The sequence below is a fragment of the Paracoccus sp. DMF genome (assembly GCF_004407025.1).
Lineage (GTDB): Bacteria > Pseudomonadota > Alphaproteobacteria > Rhodobacterales > Rhodobacteraceae > Paracoccus > Paracoccus aminovorans_B.
On sequence record NZ_SOKV02000011.1, the window covers coordinates 16003 to 40362 of the forward strand.

General features: G+C 67.8%; 21 protein-coding genes. 12 read left to right on the forward strand and 9 right to left on the reverse strand.

Annotation, left to right across the window (positions count from 1 at the left end; all coding sequences use genetic code 11):
* Positions 1-23: 23 nt before the first annotated feature.
* From E3D03_RS08510 to E3D03_RS08520, 3 genes are all read left to right on the forward strand, one after another.
* Positions 24-1352, forward strand: a complete 1329-nt coding sequence (locus E3D03_RS08510; protein WP_263566609.1) for an AI-2E family transporter — start codon at positions 24-26, stop codon at positions 1350-1352.
* 69 nt (positions 1353-1421) lie between these two features.
* Positions 1422-2438, forward strand: a complete 1017-nt coding sequence (locus E3D03_RS08515; RefSeq protein WP_263566610.1) for a GlxA family transcriptional regulator — start codon at positions 1422-1424, stop codon at positions 2436-2438.
* Between the two features lie 80 nt (positions 2439-2518).
* Entirely contained in the window at positions 2519-2971 is a 453-nt protein-coding gene (locus E3D03_RS08520) for a hypothetical protein (RefSeq protein WP_263566611.1), read from the forward strand.
* Between the two features lie 41 nt (positions 2972-3012).
* Here E3D03_RS08520 and glmS read toward each other — a convergent pair whose 3' ends face one another.
* Entirely contained in the window at positions 3013-4830 is a 1818-nt protein-coding gene (gene glmS, locus E3D03_RS08525) for a glutamine--fructose-6-phosphate transaminase (isomerizing) (RefSeq protein ID WP_263566612.1), read from the reverse strand.
* A gap of 3 nt (positions 4831-4833) precedes the next feature.
* A complete protein-coding gene (glmU, locus tag E3D03_RS08530) occupies positions 4834-6174 on the reverse strand; it encodes a bifunctional UDP-N-acetylglucosamine diphosphorylase/glucosamine-1-phosphate N-acetyltransferase GlmU (protein WP_263566613.1) in 1341 nt (446 codons plus the stop codon).
* A gap of 103 nt (positions 6175-6277) precedes the next feature.
* Here glmU and E3D03_RS08535 point away from each other — a divergent pair, with 103 nt between their 5' ends.
* Positions 6278-6952, forward strand: a complete 675-nt coding sequence (locus tag E3D03_RS08535) for an HAD-IA family hydrolase (protein WP_263566614.1) — start codon at positions 6278-6280, stop codon at positions 6950-6952.
* Between the two features lie 51 nt (positions 6953-7003).
* Here the strand turns inward: E3D03_RS08535 and bfr are convergent, their stop codons facing one another.
* Together bfr and E3D03_RS08545 are read right to left on the reverse strand one after the other, a co-directional pair.
* Positions 7004-7489: a bacterioferritin gene (bfr, locus tag E3D03_RS08540; protein ID WP_017998519.1), complete on the reverse strand. Its 486-nt coding sequence runs from the start codon at positions 7487-7489 to the stop codon at positions 7004-7006.
* Positions 7437-7727, reverse strand: coding sequence for a bacterioferritin-associated ferredoxin (locus E3D03_RS08545; protein WP_081614927.1), 291 nt, complete (start codon positions 7725-7727; stop codon positions 7437-7439). Before E3D03_RS08545 ends, bfr begins: the two co-directional genes overlap by 53 nt.
* A gap of 129 nt (positions 7728-7856) precedes the next feature.
* Between E3D03_RS08545 and queA the strand changes: the two genes are divergently transcribed.
* Genes queA through lpdA form a run of 4 tightly spaced genes read left to right on the forward strand, consistent with a single transcriptional unit; the run spans position 7857 to position 12235 of the window.
* Positions 7857-8912 carry a tRNA preQ1(34) S-adenosylmethionine ribosyltransferase-isomerase QueA gene (gene queA, locus E3D03_RS08550; RefSeq protein ID WP_263566615.1) on the forward strand — a complete coding sequence of 352 codons (1056 nt, stop codon included), beginning with the start codon at positions 7857-7859 and terminating at the stop codon, positions 8910-8912.
* Positions 8912-10159, forward strand: coding sequence for an MFS transporter (locus E3D03_RS08555; protein ID WP_263566616.1), 1248 nt, complete (start codon positions 8912-8914; stop codon positions 10157-10159). The genes queA and E3D03_RS08555 overlap by 1 nt, the downstream gene beginning before the upstream one ends.
* A 57-nt stretch (positions 10160-10216) precedes the next feature.
* Positions 10217-10798, forward strand: a complete 582-nt coding sequence (locus tag E3D03_RS08560; protein WP_263566617.1) for a DUF924 family protein — start codon at positions 10217-10219, stop codon at positions 10796-10798.
* 45 nt (positions 10799-10843) lie between these two features.
* Positions 10844-12235 (forward strand): dihydrolipoyl dehydrogenase, encoded by a 1392-nt coding sequence (gene lpdA / locus E3D03_RS08565; protein WP_263566618.1) that lies wholly within the window; start codon positions 10844-10846, stop codon positions 12233-12235.
* Between the two features lie 87 nt (positions 12236-12322).
* On the opposite strand, the gene E3D03_RS08570 is transcribed toward lpdA, so the two are convergent.
* The 3 genes from E3D03_RS08570 to E3D03_RS08580 form a co-directional block, all read right to left on the reverse strand.
* On the reverse strand, positions 12323-13492 hold the full coding sequence (locus E3D03_RS08570) for a M20 aminoacylase family protein (protein ID WP_263566619.1): 1170 nt from the start codon (positions 13490-13492) through the stop codon (positions 12323-12325).
* 189 nt (positions 13493-13681) lie between these two features.
* A complete protein-coding gene (locus tag E3D03_RS08575; protein WP_263566620.1) occupies positions 13682-15874 on the reverse strand; it encodes a TonB-dependent siderophore receptor in 2193 nt (730 codons plus the stop codon).
* Between the two features lie 147 nt (positions 15875-16021).
* Complete coding sequence (locus E3D03_RS08580; RefSeq protein ID WP_263566621.1) at positions 16022-17845, reverse strand: ABC transporter ATP-binding protein; 1824 nt, start codon at positions 17843-17845, stop codon at positions 16022-16024.
* Between the two features lie 176 nt (positions 17846-18021).
* On the opposite strand from E3D03_RS08580, the gene E3D03_RS08585 reads away from it, so the two are divergent.
* From E3D03_RS08585 to E3D03_RS08600, 4 genes are all read left to right on the forward strand, one after another.
* Positions 18022-19725 (forward strand): peptide ABC transporter substrate-binding protein, encoded by a 1704-nt coding sequence (locus E3D03_RS08585; RefSeq protein WP_263566622.1) that lies wholly within the window; start codon positions 18022-18024, stop codon positions 19723-19725.
* Between the two features lie 76 nt (positions 19726-19801).
* On the forward strand, positions 19802-21484 hold the full coding sequence (locus tag E3D03_RS08590) for a peptide ABC transporter substrate-binding protein (protein WP_263566623.1): 1683 nt from the start codon (positions 19802-19804) through the stop codon (positions 21482-21484).
* A gap of 16 nt (positions 21485-21500) precedes the next feature.
* On the forward strand, positions 21501-22508 hold the full coding sequence (locus E3D03_RS08595) for an ABC transporter permease (protein WP_263566624.1): 1008 nt from the start codon (positions 21501-21503) through the stop codon (positions 22506-22508).
* Complete coding sequence (locus E3D03_RS08600) at positions 22501-23472, forward strand: ABC transporter permease (RefSeq protein WP_263566625.1); 972 nt, start codon at positions 22501-22503, stop codon at positions 23470-23472. Before E3D03_RS08595 ends, E3D03_RS08600 begins: the two co-directional genes overlap by 8 nt.
* 37 nt (positions 23473-23509) lie before the next feature.
* Here the strand turns inward: E3D03_RS08600 and E3D03_RS08605 are convergent, their stop codons facing one another.
* Together E3D03_RS08605 and E3D03_RS08610 are read right to left on the reverse strand one after the other, a co-directional pair.
* A complete protein-coding gene (locus tag E3D03_RS08605; protein ID WP_263566626.1) occupies positions 23510-24151 on the reverse strand; it encodes a thiamine diphosphokinase in 642 nt (213 codons plus the stop codon).
* A complete protein-coding gene (locus E3D03_RS08610; RefSeq protein ID WP_062561980.1) occupies positions 24148-24360 on the reverse strand; it encodes a DUF2842 domain-containing protein in 213 nt (70 codons plus the stop codon). Before E3D03_RS08610 ends, E3D03_RS08605 begins: the two co-directional genes overlap by 4 nt.

Here is a 24360-nt window from a genome sequence, read left to right on the forward strand (position 1 = left end):
TTGCAAAAGGATCGGGCAGCTTCATGGTTCCGCCAGACAATCACAAGTTCCCGACCTTTCCCCGGACCGAAAAGCAGGCCGTGCCCCGCGTCGCCAACTGGGCGGTGATCGGCATCTTCCTGTTCCTGCTCTTCACCTTCTTCGCCCAGGCGCGGGACTTCCTGATGCCGGTGACGCTGGCCTTTCTGCTGTTCTTCGTCTTCGTGCCCTTCCGCCGGCTGATGGAGCGGCTGGGCATCGGCGCCGTCGTCACCGCCACCATCGTCTCGCTGGGCCTGGTGGTCTCGGTGGTGGTGATCGGCTTCATGATCTCGGGCCCGGTGAACCGGCTGATCGAGAACTCGTCGCAGATCGGCGACCGGCTGGAACAACGCTTCACCGAATTGCGCAGCAACTTCCGCGGCTTGGAGCGCGCGGCGGAAAAGATCGACGAGCTGACCGGCGGCGGCGGCGCCAAGCCCGAGACCAAGCCCGCCCCCGGCGCCCCCGCGCCGGATGCGACGCTGACCGGGACGCTGACGCCGATCCCGCAGCCCGGCACGCCGCAGACCCCCGACCAGAAGATCCAGGTCGAGGTGAACGCCGCGCCGCAGACCTCGACCCTGGTCAGCGTGCTGAACCTGGGCCCGGCCTTCGTCGGCCAGATCATCCTGACGCTGTTCCTGCTGTTCTTCCTGCTGTCCTCGGGCGACCTGCTGTATCTCAAGATCGTGCAGAGCTTCGACAGCATGCGCGAAAAGCGCGCCGCCTATCTGGCGCTGCGCGAGATCGAGGATTCGCTCGGCGCCTATCTGGGCGCGATCACGCTGATCAACGCCTGCCTGGGCATCGCGGTCGGGCTGGCGATGTGGGCCTGGGGCATGCCCAGCCCGATGCTCTTTGGCCTGGCGGTGTTCCTGCTGAACTACATCCCCTATCTGGGGCCGATCACCGGCATCATCATCACCATGCTGGTCGGGCTTTTCGTCTATGAGGACCTGTTCACGCCCTTCATGGTCGGCCTGACCTATTTCGGCATCTCGGCCGTCGAGGGCCAGCTGATCACGCCCTATTTCGTCTCGCGCAAGCTGCAGCTGAACACGGTCGTCGTCTTCCTGACCGTGGCGCTGTGGGCCTGGCTCTGGTCGGTGATCGGCATGATCGTTGCGGTGCCGATCCTGGTCGTCATGCGGGTGCTGGCGGACCACATTCCGGGGCTCGAGAAATTCGGCAATTTCCTGGCCGGCGAAGATCCGCCCGCGCTGGAGGACGAGGACGAGGAAGAAGCCCGCGAGATCGTCGATGCCGGCGACGGCGCCGAGGACGCGGATCAGGCCGCGCATGCGACCTCGGTCCTGCCGACGCGCGGCTGAAGGGAATCGCTGGACCGGCGCGAAAAACATGGCATGATCGCGACGCATGCCATGGATGAATAGCGACAGATGCCCGAGCCTGACCCTGCCACCGACCAAAACCCGACCCGCCTGCGCATCGGCTTCCTGCTGGCGCCGCGCTTCACGCTGTCGGCCTTTGCCACCTTCGTCGACGTGCTGCGGCTGGCGGCCGACGACGGCGACGGCTCACGGCCGATCCGCTGCCGCTGGCGCGTGCTCTCGGCCGACATGGCGCCGGTGCAAAGCTCCTGCGGCATCCGCATCGAGCCGGACGAGCGGCTGGGCGACCCGACGCGCTTCGACTATATCGTCGCGGTCGGCGGGCTGATCGACGGCGGCCCGGGCCTGTCGCCGGACCAGGGCGCCTTCCTGAAACGCGCGGCGCAGGCGCGGGTGCCGCTGGCCGGGCTTTGCACCGCGGTGTTCTCGATGGCGCGCTTCGGGCTGATGGACGGCTATCGCTGCTGCGTCAGCTGGTTCCATCACCAGGATTTCCTGGCCGAATTCGAAAAGATGCGCCCGGTCTCGGACCAGATCTTCGTGGTGGACCGCGACCGGCTTTCCTGCTCGGGCGGGGTCAGCGCGGCGCATCTGGCGGCCTTCCTGATCGACCGCCATCTGGGCCGGGCAGCGGCGCGCAAGGCGCTGTCGATCCTGATGATCGACGAGCCGATGGAGGGCGACCGCCCGCAGCCCGGCCTGCCGCTGGAGCTGCACGCCCGCGACCCGCTGGTGCGCCGGGCCCTGCTGGCGATGCAGCAGAACCTGCATGCGCCCCTGCCCATCGCCCGCATCGCCCGCGACCTGGGCGTCGGCCGGCGCAAGCTGGAACGGCATTTCAACGCCGATCTGGGCATCCCGCCCGCCGATGCCTCGATCCGCATCCGGCTGGCGCAGGCGCGGATGCTGCTCGCGCGCACCGACCGCACCGTCACCCGCATCGCCGAGGAGACCGGCTTCTGCGACGCCTCGCACCTGATCCGCGTCTTCCGCGAGACCGAGGGCACCACGCCCGACCTGTGGCGGCAAAGCCGGGGCGTGCTGGCCGAGGACGTGCCGGCCTGACGGCGCGTTGCTTCGCCCCGGCCCGCAACCCGCGCGAATCGCCGGGATAATGCCGGGCCGTGAGAGCACAGGAGCAAGAGATGCCGAACAAGGCCATTGTCGGGGGCGTCCTGACCGATGCCACCCTGGCCCCCATCGCCGGGGGCAAGATCGTCGCGACGCTGAACGGATCGGACGTGTTCGACGACGGCGTGCGCGTCGTGACCCAGAAGGTCGAGGCGACCACCGACGCGCAAGGCGCCTGGTCGCTGGCGCTGATCGTCAATGCCGAGGGCGACGGCGCCGCCACGACCTGGACCATCGAGGGTTTCGACCGCTATGTCGCCCGGGTGTTCGAGGCGAAATCGCTGTTCATCGCCTCGACCCTGCCGATCGCGCTGGGGGATCTGGAAAAGACCAGCGCCCAGAACCTGAAAGCGGCGAAAGAGGGCAACACCGCCCGGCTGCTGGTGGTGCCCGACCATGCGCTGTATCAGGCGCTGCCGGCCGCGCAGCGCCGCAGCAGCGATATCGTGCTGGTCAAGGCCGCCTGAACGGCCGCACGGCAGCCGGTCTCCCGACTGCCGTTTCCGTCCTATTCCACCGTCACCGATTTCGCCAGGTTGCGCGGCTGGTCCACATCGGTGCCCTTGGCGACCGCCGTGTGATAGGCCAGATACTGCATCGGCAGCGCATAGAGGATCGGCTGGAACATCCCGCCGCCCGTGGGCATCGCCAGGGCCGCCTTGAAACCCTGCCCCGCCGCCTCGATCCCTTCGGGGTCCGAAATCAGCAGCACCTGCCCGTGCCGCGCCATGACCTCCTGCATGTTCGAGACGGTCTTGTCGAACAGCCCGTCGCGCGGCGCCAGCACCACCACCGGCACATTGCGGTCGATCAGCGCGATCGGCCCGTGCTTCAGCTCGCCCGAGGCATAGCCCTCGGCGTGGATATAGCTGAGTTCCTTCAGCTTCAGCGCGCCCTCCAGCGCCACCGGGTAAAGCGGGCCGCGCCCCAGATACAGCACGTCCTGCGCCTCGGACAGCCAGCCGGCCAGACGGCGGCAGGTGTCGCTGAGCGCCAGCGCCTGGTTCAGCAGCCCCGGCAGGCTGCGCAGATCGGCAAGATGCGCGGCAAGCTGCGCCTCGTCCAGCCGCCCGCGGTCGCGCGCCGCCTTCAGCGCCAGCACCGCCAGCACCGCAAGCTGGCAGGTGAAGGCCTTGGAGGAAGCCACGCCGACCTCGATCCCGGCCAGCGTCGGCAGGGCGATATCGGCATCGCGGGCGATGGCCGAGGTGCCGACGTTCACCACGCCGACCGTGCGCGCCACCTTGTCCCGAGCATAATGCAGCGCCGCCAGCGTGTCCGCCGTCTCGCCCGACTGGCTGACGAACAGCGCCCAGCTCTGCGCCGACAGCGGCGGCTCGCGGTAACGAAACTCCGAGGCCACATCCAGGTCGCAGGGCAATCCGGCCAGGGACTCGAACCAGTAGCGCGCGACATGGGCGGCATAGAAGGCGGTGCCGCAACCGACCAGCGTCAGCCGGTCCACGTCGCGGAAATCCAGCGCCTCGGGCAGGACGAGGCGATCCCCCTTGATATAGTGGTTCAGCGCATCGCCCAAAACAACTGGTTGTTCCGCGATCTCCTTGGCCATGAAATGCCGATAGCCGCCCTTGTCGATCTGGGTGGCACCGACGTCGATCTGCTGGATCTCGCGATTGGCGGGACGACCCTCGGCGTCGAAGATCTCGGCACCCAAGCGGCGGATGATGGCATGGTCGCCGTCCTCGAGATAGGTAATGCGGTCGGTAAAGGGCGCCAGTGCGATGGCGTCCGAGCCCAGGAACATCTCGCCCTCGCCATGGCCCACGGCCAGCGGGCTGCCCTTGCGGGCGGCGATCATCAGGTCGGGCTCACCCTCGAACAGGAAGGCCAGGGCAAAGGCGCCATGCAGGCGGGCCAGCGTCGCGCGCGCCGCCTCGGCCGCATCCAGGCCCTGCGCCATGTGCCAGGCGGTCAGCAGCGCCACGGTTTCGGTGTCGGTCTGCGATTCCGGCTGTAGGCCCAGCGCGATCACCTCGTCGCGCAGCTCGCGAAAGTTCTCGATGATGCCGTTATGGACCACGGCGACCGGGCCGCGGCGATGGGGATGGGCGTTCACCTCGGTCGCGGCGCCGTGGGTGGCCCAGCGGGTATGGCCGATGCCGGCGTGTCCCGTCAGCGGCTCATGCACCAGCCGGTCCGAGAGGTTGACCAGCTTGCCCACCGCCCGGCGCCGATCCAGCCGGCCGGCGTCGTCGACCGTCGCCACCCCGGCGCTGTCGTAGCCGCGGTATTCCAGCCGCTTCAGCGCCTCGACCAGCTGCGGCGAGACCTCGTGCTGTCCCAGGATTCCGATGATGCCGCACATGGCTCAACTCCCCTTTTTCTGGCGCAGCGCCTGCATCAGCCGGGTGGCGAGGCCGGGCTTCGTCACCTGTTTCGCGCGGCCCAGCGCCAGCGCGTCGTCCGGCACGTCCTCGGTGATGACCGAGCCCGAGCCGGTCATCGCCCGCGCCCCCACCCGCACCGGCGCCACCAGCATGGTGTCCGAGCCGATGAAGGCATGGGCGCCGATCTCGGTCCGGTGCTTGCCGACGCCGTCGTAATTGCAGGTCACGGTGCCGGCGCCGATATTGGTGGCCTCACCGACATGGGCATCGCCCAGATAGGTCAGGTGGCCGACCTTGACGCCCTCGTCCAGCACCGAATTCTTGATCTCGACGAAATTGCCGACATGCACGTCGCCGCCCAGCTCCGCCCCGGGCCGCAGCCGGGCGAAGGGGCCGACGGTGGCGCCGGCGCTGACATGGCAGCCCTCGAGATGGCAGAAGGGCAGGATCTCGGCGCCGCTTTCCACGGTCACGCCGGGGCCGAAGACCACGTTCTGCCCGATCACCGCGTCGCGGCCGATGCAGGTGTCCAGCGCGAACCAGACCGTTGCCGGATCGGTCAGCGTCACCCCGTCCTCCAGCGCCTGCGCGCGGGCGCGGGCCTGGAAGGCGGCCTCGGCCGCGGCCAGCTCGGCGCGGGTGTTGATGCCCAGCGTCTCGGCTTCGTCGCAGGTGACGACATCGACCCGCAGCCCGGCGGCGCGCGCCAGACCCGGCAGGTCGGTCAGGTAATATTCGCCCGCCGCGTTGCGGTTGCCGATCTGCGGCAGGATCTCGCGCAGCGTCGCGGCGTCGGCGGCCAGCACGCCCGAGTTCACCAGCCGGATCGCCCGCGTGGCCTCGTCGGCGTCCTTGTATTCGACGATGCGCTCCAGACCGTCCGGGCCGGTGACCAGCCGGCCATAGCGGCCGGGGTCGGCGGCCTCGAAGCCCAGCACGATCACGTCCGAGGGGTGGCTGGCGAGCATGCCGAGCGTTTCCTCGGCGATGAAGGGCGTGTCGCCGTAAAGCACCAGCACCCGGCCCTCGAAGCCTTCAAGCAGCGGCAGGGCCTGGCGCACGGCATGGGCGGTGCCCAGCTGTTCCTCTTGCAGGGCGATCTGCGCCTCGGGGTCCAGCGTCGCGATCGCCTTCTGGACCAGCGCGGCGCCATGGCCGGCGACGACCACCACGGTTTCGGGCGCCAGGCTGCGGCCGGCAGCCAGGGCGTGACCGACCAGCGGCACGCCGCCCAGGCGGTGCAGCACCTTGGGCAAGTCCGACTGCATGCGGCTGCCCTGTCCGGCGGCCAGCACGATCAGCGCGACGGGTTTCTCGGTCATACTGCCCTCTTGCCTGTTTCTTGTCCTTGCCGGGCGTTCTACCTAGAGGACGGGGATCGGGAAAGGCCCCGGCGGATCAAACATCTTGACGGAAGGTTACAACATGGCGGGAACGGTGGTCTTCGACCTGGACGGCACGCTGGCCGATACCTCGGCCGACCTGATCGCGGCGGCAAACGCCTGTTTTCAAAGCCGCGGGCTGGGCGATCTGCTGGACCCGGTCGCGGATGCGCTGATCGCCTTTCACGGCGGAAGGGCCATGCTGCGCGCCGGCTATGGGCGGCTTCCCGCCGATACGCTGCTGCCCCCGGGCGCCGAGGAGGAGGACTATCCGCGCCTGCTGGGCCATTACGGCGCGGCCATCGCCACCCATACCCGGCTTTACCCCGGCACCGAGGCGGCCTTGGACCGGCTGGCCGACGCCGGCCACCGGCTGGCGGTCTGCACCAACAAGCCCTCTGCCCTGGCCGAGGTGCTGCTGCGCGAGCTGGGCATCCGCGAGCGTTTCGCCGCGATGATCGGCGCCGACACGCTGCCGGTGCGCAAGCCCGACCCCCGGCCCTATCGCGCCGCCGTCGAGGGCGCGGGCGGCGAGGTCGCGCGTTCTTTCCTGGTCGGCGATACCGAGACCGACCGCAAGACCGCCTCGGCTGCCGGGGTGCGGGTGGCGCTGGTCGCCTTCGGCCCCGAGGGCGAAGGCCTGGCGCGGCTGGCGCCCGAGGCGATGCTGCGCCATTTCGACGAGCTGCCGGCGCTGGCGACGGATTGGCTGGGCTGAAACATTAAAGGGGGCCGCAAGGGCCCCCTGAAGCGCGAGATTCGCGTGCCGTCACTCGGCCTGGTCGGCCGACTTGGCGTTCAGCAGGCCATAGTTCTGTTCGCCGATGGAGGCGTAGAGATCCAGCTGGGTCTCGAGGAAGTCGATATGGCCTTCCTCGTCGGTCAGCAAATCATCGAACAGGTTCTTGCTGACATAATCGCCGACGTTGGAGCAGTATTCGCGCGCCTCGATATAGAGCGTGCGGGCGTCATGCTCGGCCGCCAGATCCGACTCGAGGGTCTCCTTGAGGTTCTGGCCGATCCGCAGCGGGTCCAGCTTCTGCAGGTTGGGATGGCCTTCCAGGAAGATGATTCGCTCGATCAGGCGATCGGCGTGGTTCATTTCCTCGATGGATTCGGCGCGCGACTTGTCGGCGATCTTGCCGAAACCCCAATCCTGTTGCAGCCGATAATGCAGCCAATACTGGCTGACCGCGGTAAGCTCAGACCGAAGCGCTGCGTTGAGATACTCGATGACCTTGGCGTCGCCCTTCATGGCTTTCCCCTTTGCGCGTGGCTTTCAGCCCCCGCAGGATGGGGGGCACGGCCAGATTATCGCATCCGCGCATGGTGTCCAGAAACAAGGGCATACAGCCGCCACAATCCGCGCGCTTGCCAAGCGCGTGATAGATCTTGCCGGGGGTGATGATCGTCTCGGGGTCCGAGGCCCGCATCCAGTCGACAGCCGCCTTGATGTCGTGGTCGGAAATCTGGGTGCAGTGGCAGACGATCATGGGTTCACCTGAGATTTGGCTATAACTGACAGATTCGCTCAGCGAAGTAAAGCCCGAGTTTTTCACTTTGGCTTCATCGCCGCGCGGGCCGGCTTGACGCCCCGGCGCGGCAGGGACAGAACCCGGGGCATGAGACTTGAGGATTTCGACTTCCACCTGCCCGAGGGGCTGATCGCGACGCGGCCTGCGCGGCCGCGTTCCTCGGCGCGGCTGCTGCTGGCCCAGGGGGACGCGATCCGCGACCTGCATGTGGCCGACCTGGCCGAATTGCTGGGGCCGGGCGATCTCTTGGTGCTGAACGACACCAAGGTCATCCCGGCGCGGCTGACCGGCACCCGCCGGCGCGCCACGCCACAGGGCGATGCGGTGGCCAAGGTCGAGATCACGCTGCTGGAACCCGCCGCCGACGGCTGGAACGCGCTGGCCAAGCCCCTGCGCAAGCTGAGGCAGGGCGAGGTGATCCGCTTCTCGGACGCGCTGTCGGCCGAGGTGGCCGAGATCGGCGAGGCCGGGCTGCGGCTGCGCTTCGACGCAACCGGCGAGGCCTTCGACGCCGCGCTGGCCCAGGTCGGCGCCATGCCGCTGCCGCCCTATATCGCCGCGCTGCGCGCGCCGGACGAGGCCGACCGGACCGATTACCAGACCGTCTGGGCCCGCCATTCCGGCGCCGTCGCCGCCCCCACCGCCAGCCTGCATTTCGACGAGCCGCTGCTGGCGGCGTTGCGCGCGCGCGGCGTGCGCTTCGCCCATGTCACCCTGCATGTCGGCGCCGGCACCTTCCTGCCGGTCAAGGTCGAGGACGTGACCACCCACAAGATGCACGGCGAATGGGGCGAGGTCACGGCCGAGGCCGCCGCCGCGATCAACGCCACCCGCGCCGCCGGCGGCAGGGTGATCCCGGTCGGCACCACGGCGCTGCGGCTGATCGAATCGGCGGCCACGCCCGAGGGACTGGTGAAGCCGTTCCGAGACGTGACCGAAATCTTCATCTATCCGGGCTATCGCTTCCGGGTGACGGATGCGCTGATGACGAATTTCCACCTGCCGAAATCGACGCTGCTGATGCTGGTCTCGGCCCTGATGGGCCAGGACCGCATCCGCTCCATCTATCGCCATGCCGTCGAATCGGGCTATCGCTTCTTCAGCTATGGCGATGCCTCGCTTCTGATACCGTCGAGGGAATGATGCTGACCGTTCTGCGCACCACCTGGCCGCTCTTGCTGGGCATCCTTCTGCTGATGGTCGGCAATGGCATGCAGGGCACCCTGCTGGGCGTGCGCGGCAAGATCGAGGGCATCTCGACCACGCAGATGTCGGTGGTGATGGCGGCCTATTTCGGCGGCTTCCTGCTGGGTTCGCGCGTGGTGCCGCAGATGATCCGCAGCGTCGGCCACGTCCGGGTCTTCGCGGCGCTCGGCTCGCTGATCTCCTCGGTGCTGATCCTTTATGCGGCGGCGCCCGAATGGATCGCCTGGGCGGCGATGCGGCTTCTGATCGGCTTCTGCTTCTCGGGCGTCTACATCACCGCGGAAAGCTGGCTCAACGCCTCGACCAGCAACGAGACACGCGGCCAGGCGCTCTCGGCCTATATGATCATGCAGATGCTGGGCATCATCACGGCGCAGCTGCTGATGAACACGGCGGACCCGGCGGGCTACCTGCTGTTCGTCATCCCCTCGGTGCTGGTCAGCCTGTCCTTCCTGCCGATCCTGCTGTCGCGCCAGCCGGCGCCGCAATTCGCCGCGCTGAAGCGGATGAGCTTCCGCGACCTCTTCGCCGCCTCGCCGCTGGGCTGCATCGGCATGTTCCTGATGGGCGGGGTGTTCTCGGCGCTGTTCGGCATGGCCTCGGTCTGGGGCTCGATGAAGGGCCTGTCGGTGCGCGAGATCTCGGCGTTTGTCGCGGCGATCTACGCGGGCGGCCTCTTGCTGCAATATCCGGTGGGCTGGCTTTCCGACCACGGCGACCGGCGGCTGATCGTGCTGGGGCTGGCGATTCTGGGCACGGCGGTGGCGGGCGCGACGGTGCTGCTGCAACCCGGCATCTGGGGCCTGCTGCTGGCGGCAGCCGTGGTCGGCGGCGTCGCCAATCCGGTCTATTCGCTGCTGCTGGCCTATACCAACGACTTCCTCGACAACAGCGACATGGCGGCCGCTTCGGCCGGGCTGCTGTTCATCAACGGGCTTGGCGCCATGGCCGGGCCGCTGATCACCGGCTGGCTGATGTCCTGGCTGGGCCCGGACGGGTTCTGGGTCTATATCGCCGCGCTGCTGGCGTTGCTGGCGCTTTATACCTTCTATCGCCGCACCCGCCGCCCGGCGCCGATGCTGGACCAGAGCTTTGCGGTCATCGCCCCCTCGGCCACCCCCATCGCGGTCGAGGCGGCGCTGGAGACCGCCGGCCCCGACGACGGCCCGCCGCGCCCCGACTGACGGGGTTGCGGCGGCCGGCCGGCTCTGCAACCATCCTTCGGAAACGGAGGGCCGAGCATGACCGAAACCGTCACCCCGCAGGCGATCAACCGCTTCTGGCTCGATGAGGTCGGCGAAACCGGCTGGTATGTCCGCTCGGATCTGCTGGACGAGACCATCCGCCAGCGCTTCCTGCCGACATGGGAACGCGCGGCCGAATTGGCCCCCGCCTGGGCCGCAACGCCCGAGGGCGCGCTGGCCGCGCTGATCCTGACCGACCAGTTCCCGCGCAACCTGTTCCGCGAGGACGCCCGCGCCTTCGCGACCGATCCGCTGGCCCGCGACCTGGCCCGCGCCGCGCTGGACCGCGGCTTTCCCCAACGCATCGGCCTGCCCGCGCGGCAGTTCTTCTTCATGCCCTTCGAGCATTCCGAGGATCTGGCCGACCAGGACCGCGCCGTGGCGCTGTTCCAGGAATTCATGCCCGGCGAAAGCCTGCGCCATGCGCAGATCCACCGCGACACGATCGCGAAATTCGGCCGCTTCCCTTGGCGCAACGCGGCCCTGGGCCGCAGCCCGACCGCGGCCGAAACCCGCGTGATGCAGGCCGGCGGTTATGGCGCGCTGGTCTCCGGCAAGCTGTCGCTTGTGGATGTCTGAAAAATGGTTTAACGCTGAACTATCTTTTTCCAGAGGGGGAATTCCATGGCGCAAGGCTTCGACATGGTGGTGATCGGTTCCGGCCCGGGCGGCTATGTCTGCGCCATCCGCGGCGCGCAGCTGGGCCTGAAGGTCGCGGTGATCGAACGCGAGCATCTGGGCGGCATCTGCCTGAACTGGGGCTGCATCCCGACCAAGGCGCTGTTGCGCTCGGCCGAGGTGTTCCACCTGATGCACCGCGCCAAGGAATTCGGCCTCTCCGCCGGCACGATCGGCTTTGACCTCGGCGCCGTGGTGCAGCGTTCGCGCGGCGTGGCGAAACAGCTCGCCGGCGGCGTCGGCCACCTGCTGAAAAAGAACAAGGTCACCGTCATCATGGGCGAGGCGACGCTGACCGCTCCCGGCAAGCTGTCGGTCAAGACCGACAAGGGGGTCGAGGAGGTCACCGGCAAGGCCATCGTGCTGGCCACCGGCGCCCGCGCCCGCAACCTGCCGGGGCTGGAAGCGGACGGCGACCTGGTCTGGAACTACAAGCACGCGCTGCAACCGCCGCGGATGCCGAAAAAGCTGCTGGTGATCGGTTCGGGTGCGATCGGCATCGAATTCGCCAGCTTCTTCAACACGCTGGGCGCCGACACCACCGTGGTCGAGGTCATGGATCGCGTGCTGCCGGTCGAGGATGCCGAGATCTCGGCCCTGGCCAAGAAGCAGTTCGTCAAGCAGGGCATGAAGATCCTGGAAAAGGCCACGGTCAAGAAGCTGGACCGCGCCCCCGGCAAGGTCACCGCCCATATCGAGAAGGACGGCAAGACCGAGACGCAGGACTTCGACACGGTGATCTCGGCCGTCGGCATCGTCGGCAATGTCGAAAACCTCGGGCTGGAAAAGCTGGGCGTGAAGATCGACCGCACCCATGTCGTCACCGACGAATATTGCCGCACCGGTGTCGAGGGGCTCTATGCCATCGGCGACGTGGCCGGCGCGCCCTGGCTGGCGCACAAGGCCAGCCATGAAGGCGTCATGGTCGCGGAGCTGATCGCCGGCCAGCACCCGCATCCGATCAAGCCGAACTCGATCCCCGGCTGCACCTATTGCAACCCGCAGGTCGCCTCGGTCGGTCTGACCGAAGAGAAAGCGAAAGCAGCGGGTTACGAGATCAAGGTCGGCCGCTTCCCCTTCATCGGCAACGGCAAGGCCATCGCTCTGGGCGAGCCCGAAGGCCTGATCAAGACCGTCTTCGACGCCAAGACCGGCGAGCTTCTGGGCGCCCACATGGTCGGCGCCGAGGTCACCGAGCTGATCCAGGGCTATGTCGTCGGCCGCACGCTGGAAACCACCGAGGCCGAGCTGATGGAGACGGTGTTCCCGCACCCGACGCTGTCGGAGATGATGCACGAATCCGTGCTCTCGGCCTATGGCCGCGCCATCCATTTCTGACGGACAAGGGGGCCGCGCGGCCCCTTGCTGCTTTCTTGCCGAAATATCCTCGGGGGTCCGGGGGCAGACAGCCCCCGGCGCCAAGGCTCAAGCCGGCAGCGGCATCCGCGCCTCGACCATGCCGGCATACCAGCTCGACCCGGCCGGAATCGCATTGTCGTCGAAGTCGTAGGCCGGGTGATGCACCATCGCGGTGTCGCCATTGCCGACGAAGATATAGGCGCCGGGCCGCGCATTCAGCATATAGCTGAAATCCTCGCCCGCCATCAGCGGCGCCATCTCGGTATTCACGTCACCCGCCACGGATCGCGCGACTTCCGCCGCGTAAACAGTGGCTTGCGGATCGTTCATCGTCACCGGATAGCCGCGTTCATATTGCACCTCCGCGCGGGCGCCAAAGGCTGCGGCGGTGTTGGTCGCGATGCGGGCGATGCCGTCCTCGAGCTGGTCGCGCACCTCGGGGGCGAGGCTGCGGGCGGTGCCTTTCAGCGTCACCACCTGAGGGATGACGTTATGGGCGGTCGAGTCGGTCTGCACCACGCAGACCGAGATCACGCCGCTTTTCAGCGGGTCGACGTTGCGCGAGACCACCGATTGCAGCGCCACGATGATCTGCGCCGCGACCAGCGTGGTGTCGATCGCCTCATGCGGCTTGGCGGCATGGCCGCCCTTGCCGGTCACCACGATGTCGAACTGGTCGGTGGCGGCCATCATCGCGCCCTCGCGGATGGCGAAGCTGCCGACCGGATAGCCGGGCATGTTGTGCATGCCATAGAATTCCTGGATGCCCCAGCGCTCGACCAGCCCGTCCTCGACCATGGCGCGCCCGCCGCCGCCGCCCTCTTCGGCGGGCTGGAAGATGACCACGGCACGACCGTCGAAATTGCGCGTCTCGGCCAGGTATTTCGCCGCGCCCAGCAGCATGGCGGTGTGGCCGTCATGGCCGCAGGCATGCATAACCCCCGGATTTTTCGAGGCATAATCCACGCCGGTCTTTTCGGCGATCGGCAGCGCGTCCATGTCGGCGCGCAACCCGATCACCCTGCCCTGGCTGTCCGAACGGCCTTTGATCACGCCCACGACGCCGGTGCGGCCGATGCCCTCGGTCACCTCGTCCACGCCGAAGGCGCGCAGAAGCTCGGCGACGCGGCCGGCGGTGCGATGGACGTCATAGTCCAGCTCGGGGTTCTCGTGAAAGTCGCGGCGCCAGGCGGTGATCTCGGGCAGCAGTTCGGCAAAGCGGTTCTTGACGGGCATGGGACACTCTCCTTCGCGCCGAAGGTTACGCCTTTCGCTCCGCACCGCAAGGCCGCGCAACGGCGGCGTGCGTTGCGCGGTGCACCGCCCCGGGCCCGGAATGCAGAAACCCCGGCAATTGCCGGGGTTTTCGCGGTGATCCGCGTGCCGCAGGCGTGCGCCGCGCGTGCACCGGCGTGCACCGCCGGATCAGAACTTGGCGCGCAGGGTCAGCTCGGCCGAACGTCCGTCGCCATAGACCACGGTGTCGTAGAAGCCGGTCGTGGCGTAATATTTCTTGTCGAAGATATTGTTCACGCTGAGCGACAGCGCGGTCTTGTCGTTGAGGTCGTATGTGGCGTTCAGGTCGAAGACCGCATAGCTGCCTTGATGCACGTTCGGCTGCTCGACTTCGGAGGCGAAGTCCATGCTGTCGGTGCCGCTTTGCCAGCGCATGGCGCCGCCCACGGTGAGCTTGTCCTGCAACGCCGCCAGCCGATAGTCGGTCGCCAACTTCAGCGTGTGCTTGGGCTGGTCGGCGGCGAAGCGGTTGCCGTCCTTGTCCTTCGAGGTGCGGAAGGTATAGCCGGCCGAGACATTCCAGCGGTCGCTGATGGCGCCTGCCACCTCGGCCTCGAAGCCGCGGGTGGTGGTGCCGTCGATGCTTTCATAGATGCTGCGGTTCAGCACCTCGTCGAAATACAGGTAGTTCGCCACATCCTTCTGGTCGGTCTGGAAGATCGCGGCCGAGGCGAACAGCGCCCCGTTCATCAGGTCGCCCTTTACGCCCAGCTCGTAGTTCCAGCCATAGGTCGGATCCAGATAGTCCCCGTCCTCGGTCTGGGCGATCTGCGGCTTATAGATGCTGGTGATGCTGCCATAGGCGGAATAGGTCGGGTTCAGCGCATAGGTGAAGCCGACATAGGGCGTGATCTCGGCGTCATAGCTGTATTCGAAATCGGGCGAGCCGGTGCTGGACTCCTTGCCCTTCCACCAGTTCGCGCGGGCGCCGGCGATGACCGAGAGCGCATCCGTCGCCTCGATCTTCGCCGAGCCGTAAAGCCCATACTGGCGCTGCTCGCTGTGCCACCGGGTCGTGACCTCGTCCGAGAAGGTCGGGCGCGGATAGCGGCCGTCCAGATCGAAGACATTGCCCACCGGCCCCAGCGTGGCGGTATCGACATCGTAGCCGTCGTAATCGCTGTCGAAATTCGAGGCCATGGCGCCCAGCACGAATTGATGGCTGCGGCCGAAGGCATCGAAATCGCCGTTCAGCGCGGCGTTGAGCGAGGTCAGCCTGGAGCCGCCCTTGTATTTCGCGGCCCAGGGCGACATGCCCAGCCCGGTTTCCCGGTCGGGCGCGCCGCTGATCCAGGGCAGCTCCATGTCCACGTCGTTGCGGATATGGGTCAGCACCAGGCGGCCGGTCCAGCCGTTCTGGAACTCATGTTCCAGCGAGGCGAAGGCCTCGGTGCGCTCGGTATCGACATAGGTCCAGTCCTGGCCCAGGCTGGTGCCCCAGTCCCAGTCGATCAGCCCGCCATCGGCATAGAACGGCGGCAGCCCGCCCCAGGTGACGTTGTCGGCCTTGGTCTTCTGGAAGCTGATGCCGGTCGACAGCAGCGTGCTGTCGCCCAGGTCGACGTCGAGCCCGCCGAACAGCACGTATTTGTCCTTGTGATAGCGGTCGAGCGAGCCGTCGCGCTTGTCGACGACGCCGATCAGCCGGCCGCGCACATTGCCCGTGGCGTTCAGCGGGCCGGAGACATCCGATTCGATCCGCGCGCCTTCGGGATAGGCCAGCGAGACGGCGGCCTCGTTCTGGAATTCCTCGGTCGGGCGCTTGCGGATGAAGTTGATCGAGGCGCCGGGTTCGCCCGCGCCCTGCATCAGCCCGGTGGCGCCGCGCACGATCTCGACATGGTCGTAAAGCGCCATGTCGGTGTTGTTGTCGCCGAACTGCCAGGCACCGTCCTTGGGCACCGGCACGCCGTCGTATTGATAGGCGTCTATGGCGAAGCCGCGCGAGTAATAGTTGATGCGGTCGCTTTCATAGGCCTGCACGGTGATGCCGGTCGCCGCATCCATCGTCTCGGCGATGGTGGTGATGTTGCGGTCCTTCATCTGCGCGTCGGTGATGGCGCTGGTGGACTGCGGCGTTTCCTTCTGGCTCAGCACCAGTCCGGTCGCGGAACGCATCCATTCGGTGGTCCAGCTGTCGGTGCCCTCGGTCTGCGTGCCAGGGGCGGCGGTGATCGTCACCTCGTCCAGGATGACGGTCTGGTCGGTGCCGGCGGCATCGTCCTGCGCCATGGCCGGGGCGGCCAGGATCAGCAGGCTGGCGCCCAGCGCCGTGGACAGCCGCGCCCGCGCGGCCAGGGAAAGAGAGGGGCGAAAGCTCATGGCGGACCATCCCGTCGAATTTCGGATGCTCGCTGGCCCAAGGCTGGCTGATGGCCCGCTTTTCCAGTTCCAAGCGGCCGTAATCAAGCGCCGCCGCGCCACGGCGTTCCGTCCCGGCGGGTTGTGTCAATTCCGCAACAGCGCGGTTCAACCATGCGTCACCGGCTCGACCAGCACCCGATGCCCCGGCGCCACCTCGGCATAGGTCGAGGGCGGCGGGACATAGCCCATCGGGTGGATCGGCGAGGGGATCGGGCGGAAGCGCAACTCGTCGCCGATGGTCTTGCGGCGCGGGTCGGCGATGGGGACCGCCGCCATCAGCTGACGGGTATAGCTGTGCTGCGGGTTCTCGAAGACCTGGCGGCGGCTGCCGATCTCGACGATGCGGCCCAGATACATGACGGCGACGCGGTGGCTGACGCGCTCGACCACCGCCATGTCGTGGCTGATGAACAGCATGGCAATGCCGAGTTCGCGCTGCAGCTCCATCAGCAGGTTCAGCACCTGCGCCTGGACCGAGACGTCGAGGGCCGAGACCGCCTCGTCGGCGACCAGCAGTTTCGGGTTCAGCGCCAGCGCGCGGGCGATGGCGATGCGCTGGCGCTGGCCGCCCGACATCTCGTGCGGATAGCGGCGCATGAAGCTGCGCGGCAGCTCGACCCGGTCGAAGAGCCGGGCGATGCGGTCGCGGCGCTCGGCGCGGGTGCCGATGCCGTAATTCAGCATCGGCTCCTCGATCTGGTCCAGCAGCCGCATCTGCGGGTCGAGGCTGGCGAAGGGGTCCTGGAAGATCATCTGCATGTCGCGCCGCGCCTGGCGCAACTCCGAGGCGCCCAGGGCCAGCAGGTCGCGGTCGCCCAGGGTGACCTGCCCCGATGTCGGCTCGACCAGCCGCAGGATCGAGCGGCCAGTGGTGGACTTGCCGCAGCCGGATTCGCCGACCAGCGCCAGGGTTTCGCCGGCGTTGAGGGTGAAGCTGACATCCTCGACGGCATGGACTTGGGCGACGGTGCGGCGCAGGATGCCGCCCTTGACCGGGAAGCGGGTGCAGAGGTGCTCGACGGTGAGCAGTGGCTCGGGCGCGCGGGGGACGACCGGGGCGGGGGCGTCCGCGCCGCTCATCAGGCGCATCGGCTCGGGCGCGTCGCGGCCGGTCATCTCGCCCAGGCGCGGCACGGCGGCGAGCAGCGCCTGGGTATAGGGTTCGCGCGGCTGCTCGAAGATCCGGGCGACGGGGCCTTCCTCGACCTTGTTGCCGCGGAACATGACGACGACGCGATCGGCCATCTGCGCGACCACGGCCATGTCATGGGTGATGAACAGCACCGCCATGCCGGTTTCGCGCTTCAGCCGGTCGATCAGGGCCAGGATCTCGGCCTGGATGGTGACGTCGAGCGCGGTGGTCGGCTCGTCGCAGATCAGCAGTTTCGGGCGGCAGGCCATGGCCATGGCGATGACCACGCGCTGGCGCATGCCGCCCGACAGCTCGTGCGGGTATTGCGTCAGGCGGCGCTCGGGCTCGGGGATGCGGACCTCGGCCAGCAGGTCCAGCGCGCGGGCCATGGCGTCGCGGCGCGACAGGCCGCGGTGGGCGATCAGCCCCTCGGAAAGCTGGTCGCCGATGGTAAAGACCGGGTTCAGCGCGGTCATCGGCTCCTGGAAGATCATCGCGATCTGGTTGCCGCGGATGTCGCGCATGGCGGCGGGCGCGGCGCGGGCAAGGTCGAGGGCGCCGCTTTCGCGCTGGAACAGCAGCCGGCCCCGGGCGATCTCGCCGCCGCCGAATTCCACCAGGCGCATCAGCGACAGCGCGCTGACCGACTTGCCCGAGCCGGATTCGCCCACCACGCAGACGCATTCGCCGGGACGGATGTCGAAGGACAGGTCGTTGACGCCGGTCACCGTGCCGTCGCGGGTCTGGAACTCCACGCGCAGGCCTTCGATCGAGACGAGCGGCTTTGCGTCCAGCATGGTTTCCCCTGTCGATGCCCCAGGCGATCAGGCTAATGCCGCGCACCCGCATTGCAACCGCAAAAGATGCGCCTTGCTTTTGCCGGGAAACCCGTCTGAAAATCGGCGAACCCATTGGCAGGCATGGCGCGACGCCCCCTGCCCGCCCGGCAATCCATGCGAGCAAGGAGTGTGCGATGCGACTGAAATGCCTGATGCTGGGGGCGACGGCCATGGCCCTGACCGCCCCCGCCGCCCTGGCCGAACGCGGCGCCGACGGGCAGGTGAACGTCATCATGTGGCAGGCGCCCTCGACGATGAACCCCTATATGTCGGCCGGGACCAAGGACATCATCGCCAGTTCCATCGCGCTGGAGCCGCTGGCGAGCTTCACCACCGAGGGCACCATCGAGCCGCGGCTGGCGGCCGAGATCCCCAGCCTGGACAACGGCGGCATCGCCAAGGACCTGAAAAGCGTCACCTGGAAGTTGAAGCCGGGGGTGAAATGGGCCGACGGCAGCCCGTTCACCGCCGCGGACGTGGCCTTTACCGCCGCCTATTGCCTGGACCCGAACGGCGGCTGCGCGCAGCTGGCGAAGTTCGAGGGCGTCGAAAAGGTCGAGGCCGTGGACGAGCTGACGGTGAAGATCAGCTTCGTCTCGCCGCGGCCCGATCCGTTCTCGGCCTTCGTGGGCGCGCAATCGCCGGTGCTGCAAAAGGCGCAGTTCCAGAATTGCACCGGCGAGAAGGCCCCGACCTGCACCGAGCAGAACTTCAACCCGCAGGGCACCGGCGCCTTCAAGGTGGCCGAGTTCCGCACCAACGACACCATCACCTTCGAGGCGAACCCGGAATATCGCGATGCGGCGAAGCCCGCCTTCGCCCGGCTGGTGGTCAAGGGCGGCGGCGATTCGGCGGCGGCGGCGCGCGCGGTGCTGGAGACGGGCGAGTTCGACTATGCTTGGAACACCCAGCTGGCGCCCGAGGTCATTGCCGGCATGGAGGCGGCCGGCAAGGGCAAGAACGTGGCGGCCTTCGGTTCCCTGGTCGAGCGCATCCATGTCAACCTGACCGACCCGAGTTCCGACCTGCCCGAGGGCGAACGCTCGACCGCCCGGCACCCGCATCCGATCCTGACCGATGCCAATGTGCGCAAGGCGCTGTCCATGGCCATCGACCGCCAGCTGCTGACCGAGATCGGCTATGGCCCGGCCGGCAGGCCCACCTGCAACCTGGTGCCGGCGCCGGCGGCCTGGGCCTCGGACAATACCGAATGCCTGGCCCAGGACATCGCGGGCGCCAAGGCGCTGCTGGACCAGGCCGGCTGGGTCGCGGGGGGCGACGGCATCCGCGAAAAGGACGGCAAGCGGCTGAAGCTGGTGTTCCAGTCCTCGGTCAACGCGGTGCGCCAGGATTTCCAGGCGCTGATCAAGCAATGGTGGTCCGAGATCGGCGTCGAGACGGAACTGAAGACGGTGGACCCGTCGGTGTTCTTCGGCGGCGACGCGGGCTCGCCCGACACCTTCCAGAAATTCTATGCCGACGTCGAGATGTATGCCAACAACTTCGAGGGCAACAACCCCGAGCCCTATCTGGCGCGCCAGACCTGCGACAAGATCCCCGGCCCGGAAAACCAGTGGCAGGGCGAGAACACCAGCCGCTTCTGCGACCCGGAGTTCGACAGGATGATCGGCGAGATGACGCAGATCGTCGATCCGGCCGAGCGCGGCGCCATGGGCAAGAAGCTGAACGAGATGCTGACCAGGGACAGCAATGCGGTGATCCCGCTGGTCTATCGCGGCACCGCCTCGGCCGTGTCGAACAGCTTGGGCGGCGTCAAGCTGAACGCCTGGGACAGCGAGCTGTGGAATGTCGCGGACTGGTATCGCGTCAAGCAATAGGCCATGCTGGCGGCCCGGCCCCCGGGTGGGTCGGGCCGCCCCGTCAACCAACTGGAAGAAAACGATGATTTCCCGCATGATCGCCTTGCCCCTGGCGCTGAGCCTTGCCACCCCCGCGCTGGCCGAACGCGGCGGCGACGGCGAATTGAAGGTGCTGTACTGGCAGGCCGCCACGGTGCTGAACCCTTATCTCTCGACCGGCGCCAAGGACGTGGACCCGGCCTCGATGGTGGTCGAGCCCCTGGCGCTGGTCGCCGATGACGGCAGCCTGCTGCCGGTGCTGGCGGCCGAGATCCCCAGCGTCGAGAATGGCGGCATCGCCAAGGATTTCACCTCGGTCACCTGGAAACTGAAACCGGGGCTGACCTGGTCCGATGGTTCGCCGGTGACGGCCGAGGACGTGGCCTTTACCGCCGAATATTGCATGGATCCGGCTTTTGGCTGCGCGGTGCTGGCCGAGTTCGAGGGCATCCGTTCGGCCGAGGTGCTGGATGCGCAGACGGTGCGGCTGAACTTCGACGCACCGCGCTATGCGCCCTTGCAGGCTTTCGTCGGCGGGCGCACGCCGGTGCTGCAAAAGGCGCAGTTTCAGGCTTGCCGCGGCGCGGCGGGCGCCAGCTGCACGGCGCAGAACTTCGGCCCCATCGGCACCGGCCCCTATCGCGTGACCGAGTTCCGGCCCGGCGACGTGGCGGTCTTCGAGATCAACCCGGAATATCGCGATGCGTCCAAGCCCGCCTTCGACCGGGTGACGGTCAAGGGCGGCGGCGATGCCATGGCGGCGGCGCGCGCGGTGCTGGAATCGGGCGAATACGATTTCGCCTGGAACCTGCAACTGCCGCCCGAGGCGGTGGCCGCGATGGAGGCGCAGGGCAAGGGCAAGCTGGTCGCGAGCTTTGGCTCGATGGTCGAGCGGATCGAGCTTAACCAGACCGATCCCAGCCCCGAGCTGCCGGCCGAGGAACGCTCGACCCGGGCGCATCCGCATCCGGTCCTGGGCGATCCGGCGGTGCGCAAGGCGCTGTCCATGGCCATCGACCGCCCGGTGCTGGCCGAGCTGACCTATGGGCCGGCCGGCAAGCCGACTTGCACCATCGTGCCGGTGCCCGCCGCCTATGCCTCGGGCCGCGACGACTGCCTGGCGCAGGACATCGAGGGCGCCAAGAAGCTGCTGGACCAGGCCGGCTGGGTTCCGGGCGCGGATGGGGTGCGGGAAAAGGACGGGCGCCGGCTGGCGCTGCTGTTCCAGACCACGGTGAACCCGGTGCGGCAGGACGTGCAGGCGCTGGTCAAGCAATGGTGGTCCGAGATCGGCGTCGCGACCGAGCTGAAGGCGGTGGACGGCGCCTCGTTCTTCGGCGGCGACCCCGGCAACCCGGATTCGCAGCAGCGTTTCAACGCCGATGCGCAGATGTTCACCGATGCCTTTTATATCCCCGACCCGGCCTCCTTCCTGAACAAGTTCGTCTGTTCGCGCATCCCGTCGGCCGAGAACCAGTGGCAGGGCAACAATTCCGTGCGCTTCTGCGACGAGGCCTATGACGCCGGCATCGCCGCGCTGCACGCCAGCGCCGAGCCCGGCAAGCGCCAGGAGATCGCCAGGACGCTGACGGACGCGCTGACGGCGGACGGCCATTACCTGCTGCCGCTGATCCATCGCGGCATGGTTTCGGCCCATGCGAACAGCCTTGCCGGCGTCGCGCCGAACGGCTGGGAGGGGCAGCTGTGGAACGTGGCCGACTGGAGCCGCGCCGAGTGAGCATCGGGGGATCGCCATGCTGAACTTCGCCCTGCGCCGGCTGATGCTGGCGATCCCGACGCTGCTGTTCATCTCGCTGGTGATCTTTTTGCTGCTGGAAGCCTCGCCCGGCGATCCCCTGGGCGACGTGCCGCTGACCGTGCCGCCCGAGGTCAAGGAGCGCATGCGCGAGGCGCTGGGGCTGGGGCAGGCCTGGTATATCCGCTACGTGCTGTGGCTGAAGCAGTTCTTCTGGGTCGAGCCGCTTTACTGGTTCGACCGCGCCTTCGGCACGGAGTTCAGCGCCGGCATGCAGCGCATCATCAGCTTCCAGAGCCGCAGCCCGGTCTTCGACGTCATCGCGCAGCGGCTGCCGCAGACGCTGACGGTGGTCGGGCTGTCCTATCTGCTGGGGGTGATGATCGCTGTCCCGATCGGCATCGTCTCGGCCTACAGGCAATATTCCTGGTTCGACCAGATCGGCACCTTCGTCTCGATGGTGGGGTTTTCGCTGCCGACCTTCTTTACCGGGGTGGTGCTGATCATCGTCTTCGGCATCAAGCTGCAATGGTTTCCCTCGATCTATGACACCACCTTGCGGGTGACGGATTGGGACAGTTTCCTGGCCCAGGTGCGGCAGATGGTGATGCCGGTCACGGTGCTGGCGCTGTACAACGCAGCGCAGATCAGCCGTTTCATGCGCGCCTCCATGCTGGACAACCTGCGGCAGGATTACGTGCGCACCGCCCGCGCCAAGGGCCTGAGCGAGCGGGTCGTCGTGCTGAAGCATGTGCTGCGCAATTCGCTGATCCCGGTGGTCACGGTGATCGCGCTGGGGCTGCCGGCGGTCTTCGGCGGCGCCATCATCACCGAGCAGGTGTTCAAGGTGAACGGGCTGGGGCAGCTCTTGATCCTGGCGATCAATGCCAATGACATTCCGATGGTGATGACGCTGACCTTCATCTTCGCGGCGCTGATCGTGGTCTTCACCCTGGTCGCCGACCTGCTCTATGGCGTTCTGGACCCAAGGATCCGCTATGACTGACCCGAAGCTGGTCGAGGAAGCGGCCGCGCCCGCCGCCGTCCCCGGGGCCGAGGCGCTGCCGCCCGACGCCCCGGTCGAGGGCGCGCCGGTGCGCAGCCAGGGACGCGACGTCTGGCGCCAGTTCCGCAGCCATCGCGGCGCCATGCTGGCGCTGGTGATCTTCGCGGCCATCGTGCTGTTCGTAAGCCTGGGACCGGTATTGTGGCGGATCGACCCGACCTTCGTTGACTACCGCGCCCGGAACCAGGGCTTCACGCTGGCCCATCCCTTCGGCACCGACCAGCTGGGCCGCGACCTGCTGGCGCGGATGATGGCGGGCGGCCAGGTCTCGATCGCGGTCGGGCTGGTGGCCATGGCGATCGCGCTGAGTCTCGGCAGCCTGGTCGGGGTGCTGTCGGGCTATTTCCGCCGGCTCGACGCGCCCCTGATGCGGCTGACCGAGCTGTTCCTGGCCCTGCCGCTGCTGCCGCTGCTTCTGCTGATGGTGACCCTGTTCCGCGAGCCCCTGGGCAAGGCGCTGGGGCCGGCGGGCGGCACCTTCCTGCTGATCGTCTGTGCCATCGGCGCGACCTCGTGGATGCAGACCGCGCGCATCGTGCGCGGCGACGTGCTGGGGCTGAAGGAGCGCGAGTTCATCCTGGCGGCGAAATCCATCGGCACACCGGCGCCGCGCATGATCCTGCGCCATGTGCTGCCGAACGTGGTCTCGCCCATCATGGTGGCGGCGACGCTGGGCATCGCCACCGCGATCATCACCGAAAGCGCGCTGAGCTTCCTGGGGTTGGGATTCCCGCCGGATTTCCCGACCTGGGGCCGGCTTCTGTTCGACGCGGTGGACCAGATGCAGATGTATCCCTGGCGGGTCATCCTGCCGGGGGCCTTCATCTCGCTGACGGTGCTGTCGGTGAACTATATCGGCGACGGCTTGCGCGACGCGATGGACCCGCGGATCCGCGGGCGCTGACGGCGCGGGTGCATGGGTATTTGGGGAGCAAAGAAGCCTAGAGCGCCGCGGCCAGGCGCGGCAGTTCCGCGCGCGGCAGGATCAGCAGCATCGGGCCGTCGAGCTGGAGCGTGACCGGGCCGGTGGCGCGGTTCGAGGTGCCGATGCGGCCCTGCGGGGCGAAGCCCAGGCCGTCGATGGGCCAGTGCAGCCCGGTGGAGCGGCCGGTCGCCGGACCCATGGGGAAAAGCGACAGCCGGGTGCCGGGCGCCAGGTCGAGGCTGATTTTCGGCGGCGCCAGGGTGATCGCGTCATCGCCGGCGATCAGGATCGTGGGCGGGCCGATGCGGCGGGCCAGCGTCGAGAGCGTGGCCAGGAAATGGTCGTGCCGGGCGCCGGAAAAGCCGATGCCGATCACCAGGGGCGCGCGGATGCGGGTCAGGCATTTCTCGAAATCGGTGCTCTCCTGTTCGGCGATGCGGTGCAGGTTCCCGGCCGGGATCACCTGCCGGGCGCGGTCCGAGATCGAGTCGAAATCGCCCCATACCGCCCGCGGCACCAGGCCGAAGCCCAGCGCGGTATCGGCGCCGCGGTCGGCGGCGGCGACGGTCGGGGCCAGCGCCAGCGCCGCGTCGAGGTCGGCGCGGCTGACCGCGGCGCCGCCGATCAGCGTGACCGCCCGGGGGCTGTCGAGGATCATTCTTCCTTGCCGATGCCGCTGAAGATGCGGCGGAACGGCAGCGCCCAGAGGATGCCCAGGGCGACATAGACCAGCACCTCGACGAGGATCGGCTGCCGGCCCCAGGCCCGGTCCATCCAGTTCACCAGCGTCACGGCCACCACGATGTAAAGCGGCAGGCCGATCAGCAGGATCAGCAGGGACCAGCGTTTGCGGGCTTTCAGGTCCAT

What these genes read in the sequence shown, in the direction of transcription:
- E3D03_RS08510 (WP_263566609.1), top strand. Translation starts at nt 24, where the DNA reads ATGGTTCCGCCAGACAATCACAAGTTCCCGACCTTTCCCCGGACCGAA.
- E3D03_RS08515 (WP_263566610.1), top strand. Translation starts at nt 1,422, where the DNA reads ATGCCCGAGCCTGACCCTGCCACCGACCAAAACCCGACCCGCCTGCGC.
- E3D03_RS08520 (WP_263566611.1), top strand. Translation starts at nt 2,519, where the DNA reads ATGCCGAACAAGGCCATTGTCGGGGGCGTCCTGACCGATGCCACCCTG.
- glmS (WP_263566612.1), bottom strand. Translation starts at nt 4,830, where the DNA reads ATGTGCGGCATCATCGGAATCCTGGGACAGCACGAGGTCTCGCCGCAG.
- glmU (WP_263566613.1), bottom strand. Translation starts at nt 6,174, where the DNA reads ATGACCGAGAAACCCGTCGCGCTGATCGTGCTGGCCGCCGGACAGGGC.
- E3D03_RS08535 (WP_263566614.1), top strand. Translation starts at nt 6,278, where the DNA reads ATGGCGGGAACGGTGGTCTTCGACCTGGACGGCACGCTGGCCGATACC.
- bfr (WP_017998519.1), bottom strand. Translation starts at nt 7,489, where the DNA reads ATGAAGGGCGACGCCAAGGTCATCGAGTATCTCAACGCAGCGCTTCGG.
- E3D03_RS08545 (WP_081614927.1), bottom strand. Translation starts at nt 7,727, where the DNA reads ATGATCGTCTGCCACTGCACCCAGATTTCCGACCACGACATCAAGGCG.
- queA (WP_263566615.1), top strand. Translation starts at nt 7,857, where the DNA reads ATGAGACTTGAGGATTTCGACTTCCACCTGCCCGAGGGGCTGATCGCG.
- E3D03_RS08555 (WP_263566616.1), top strand. Translation starts at nt 8,912, where the DNA reads ATGCTGACCGTTCTGCGCACCACCTGGCCGCTCTTGCTGGGCATCCTT.
- E3D03_RS08560 (WP_263566617.1), top strand. Translation starts at nt 10,217, where the DNA reads ATGACCGAAACCGTCACCCCGCAGGCGATCAACCGCTTCTGGCTCGAT.
- lpdA (WP_263566618.1), top strand. Translation starts at nt 10,844, where the DNA reads ATGGCGCAAGGCTTCGACATGGTGGTGATCGGTTCCGGCCCGGGCGGC.
- E3D03_RS08570 (WP_263566619.1), bottom strand. Translation starts at nt 13,492, where the DNA reads ATGCCCGTCAAGAACCGCTTTGCCGAACTGCTGCCCGAGATCACCGCC.
- E3D03_RS08575 (WP_263566620.1), bottom strand. Translation starts at nt 15,874, where the DNA reads ATGAGCTTTCGCCCCTCTCTTTCCCTGGCCGCGCGGGCGCGGCTGTCC.
- E3D03_RS08580 (WP_263566621.1), bottom strand. Translation starts at nt 17,845, where the DNA reads ATGCTGGACGCAAAGCCGCTCGTCTCGATCGAAGGCCTGCGCGTGGAG.
- E3D03_RS08585 (WP_263566622.1), top strand. Translation starts at nt 18,022, where the DNA reads ATGCGACTGAAATGCCTGATGCTGGGGGCGACGGCCATGGCCCTGACC.
- E3D03_RS08590 (WP_263566623.1), top strand. Translation starts at nt 19,802, where the DNA reads ATGATCGCCTTGCCCCTGGCGCTGAGCCTTGCCACCCCCGCGCTGGCC.
- E3D03_RS08595 (WP_263566624.1), top strand. Translation starts at nt 21,501, where the DNA reads ATGCTGAACTTCGCCCTGCGCCGGCTGATGCTGGCGATCCCGACGCTG.
- E3D03_RS08600 (WP_263566625.1), top strand. Translation starts at nt 22,501, where the DNA reads ATGACTGACCCGAAGCTGGTCGAGGAAGCGGCCGCGCCCGCCGCCGTC.
- E3D03_RS08605 (WP_263566626.1), bottom strand. Translation starts at nt 24,151, where the DNA reads ATGATCCTCGACAGCCCCCGGGCGGTCACGCTGATCGGCGGCGCCGCG.
- E3D03_RS08610 (WP_062561980.1), bottom strand. Translation starts at nt 24,360, where the DNA reads ATGGACCTGAAAGCCCGCAAACGCTGGTCCCTGCTGATCCTGCTGATC.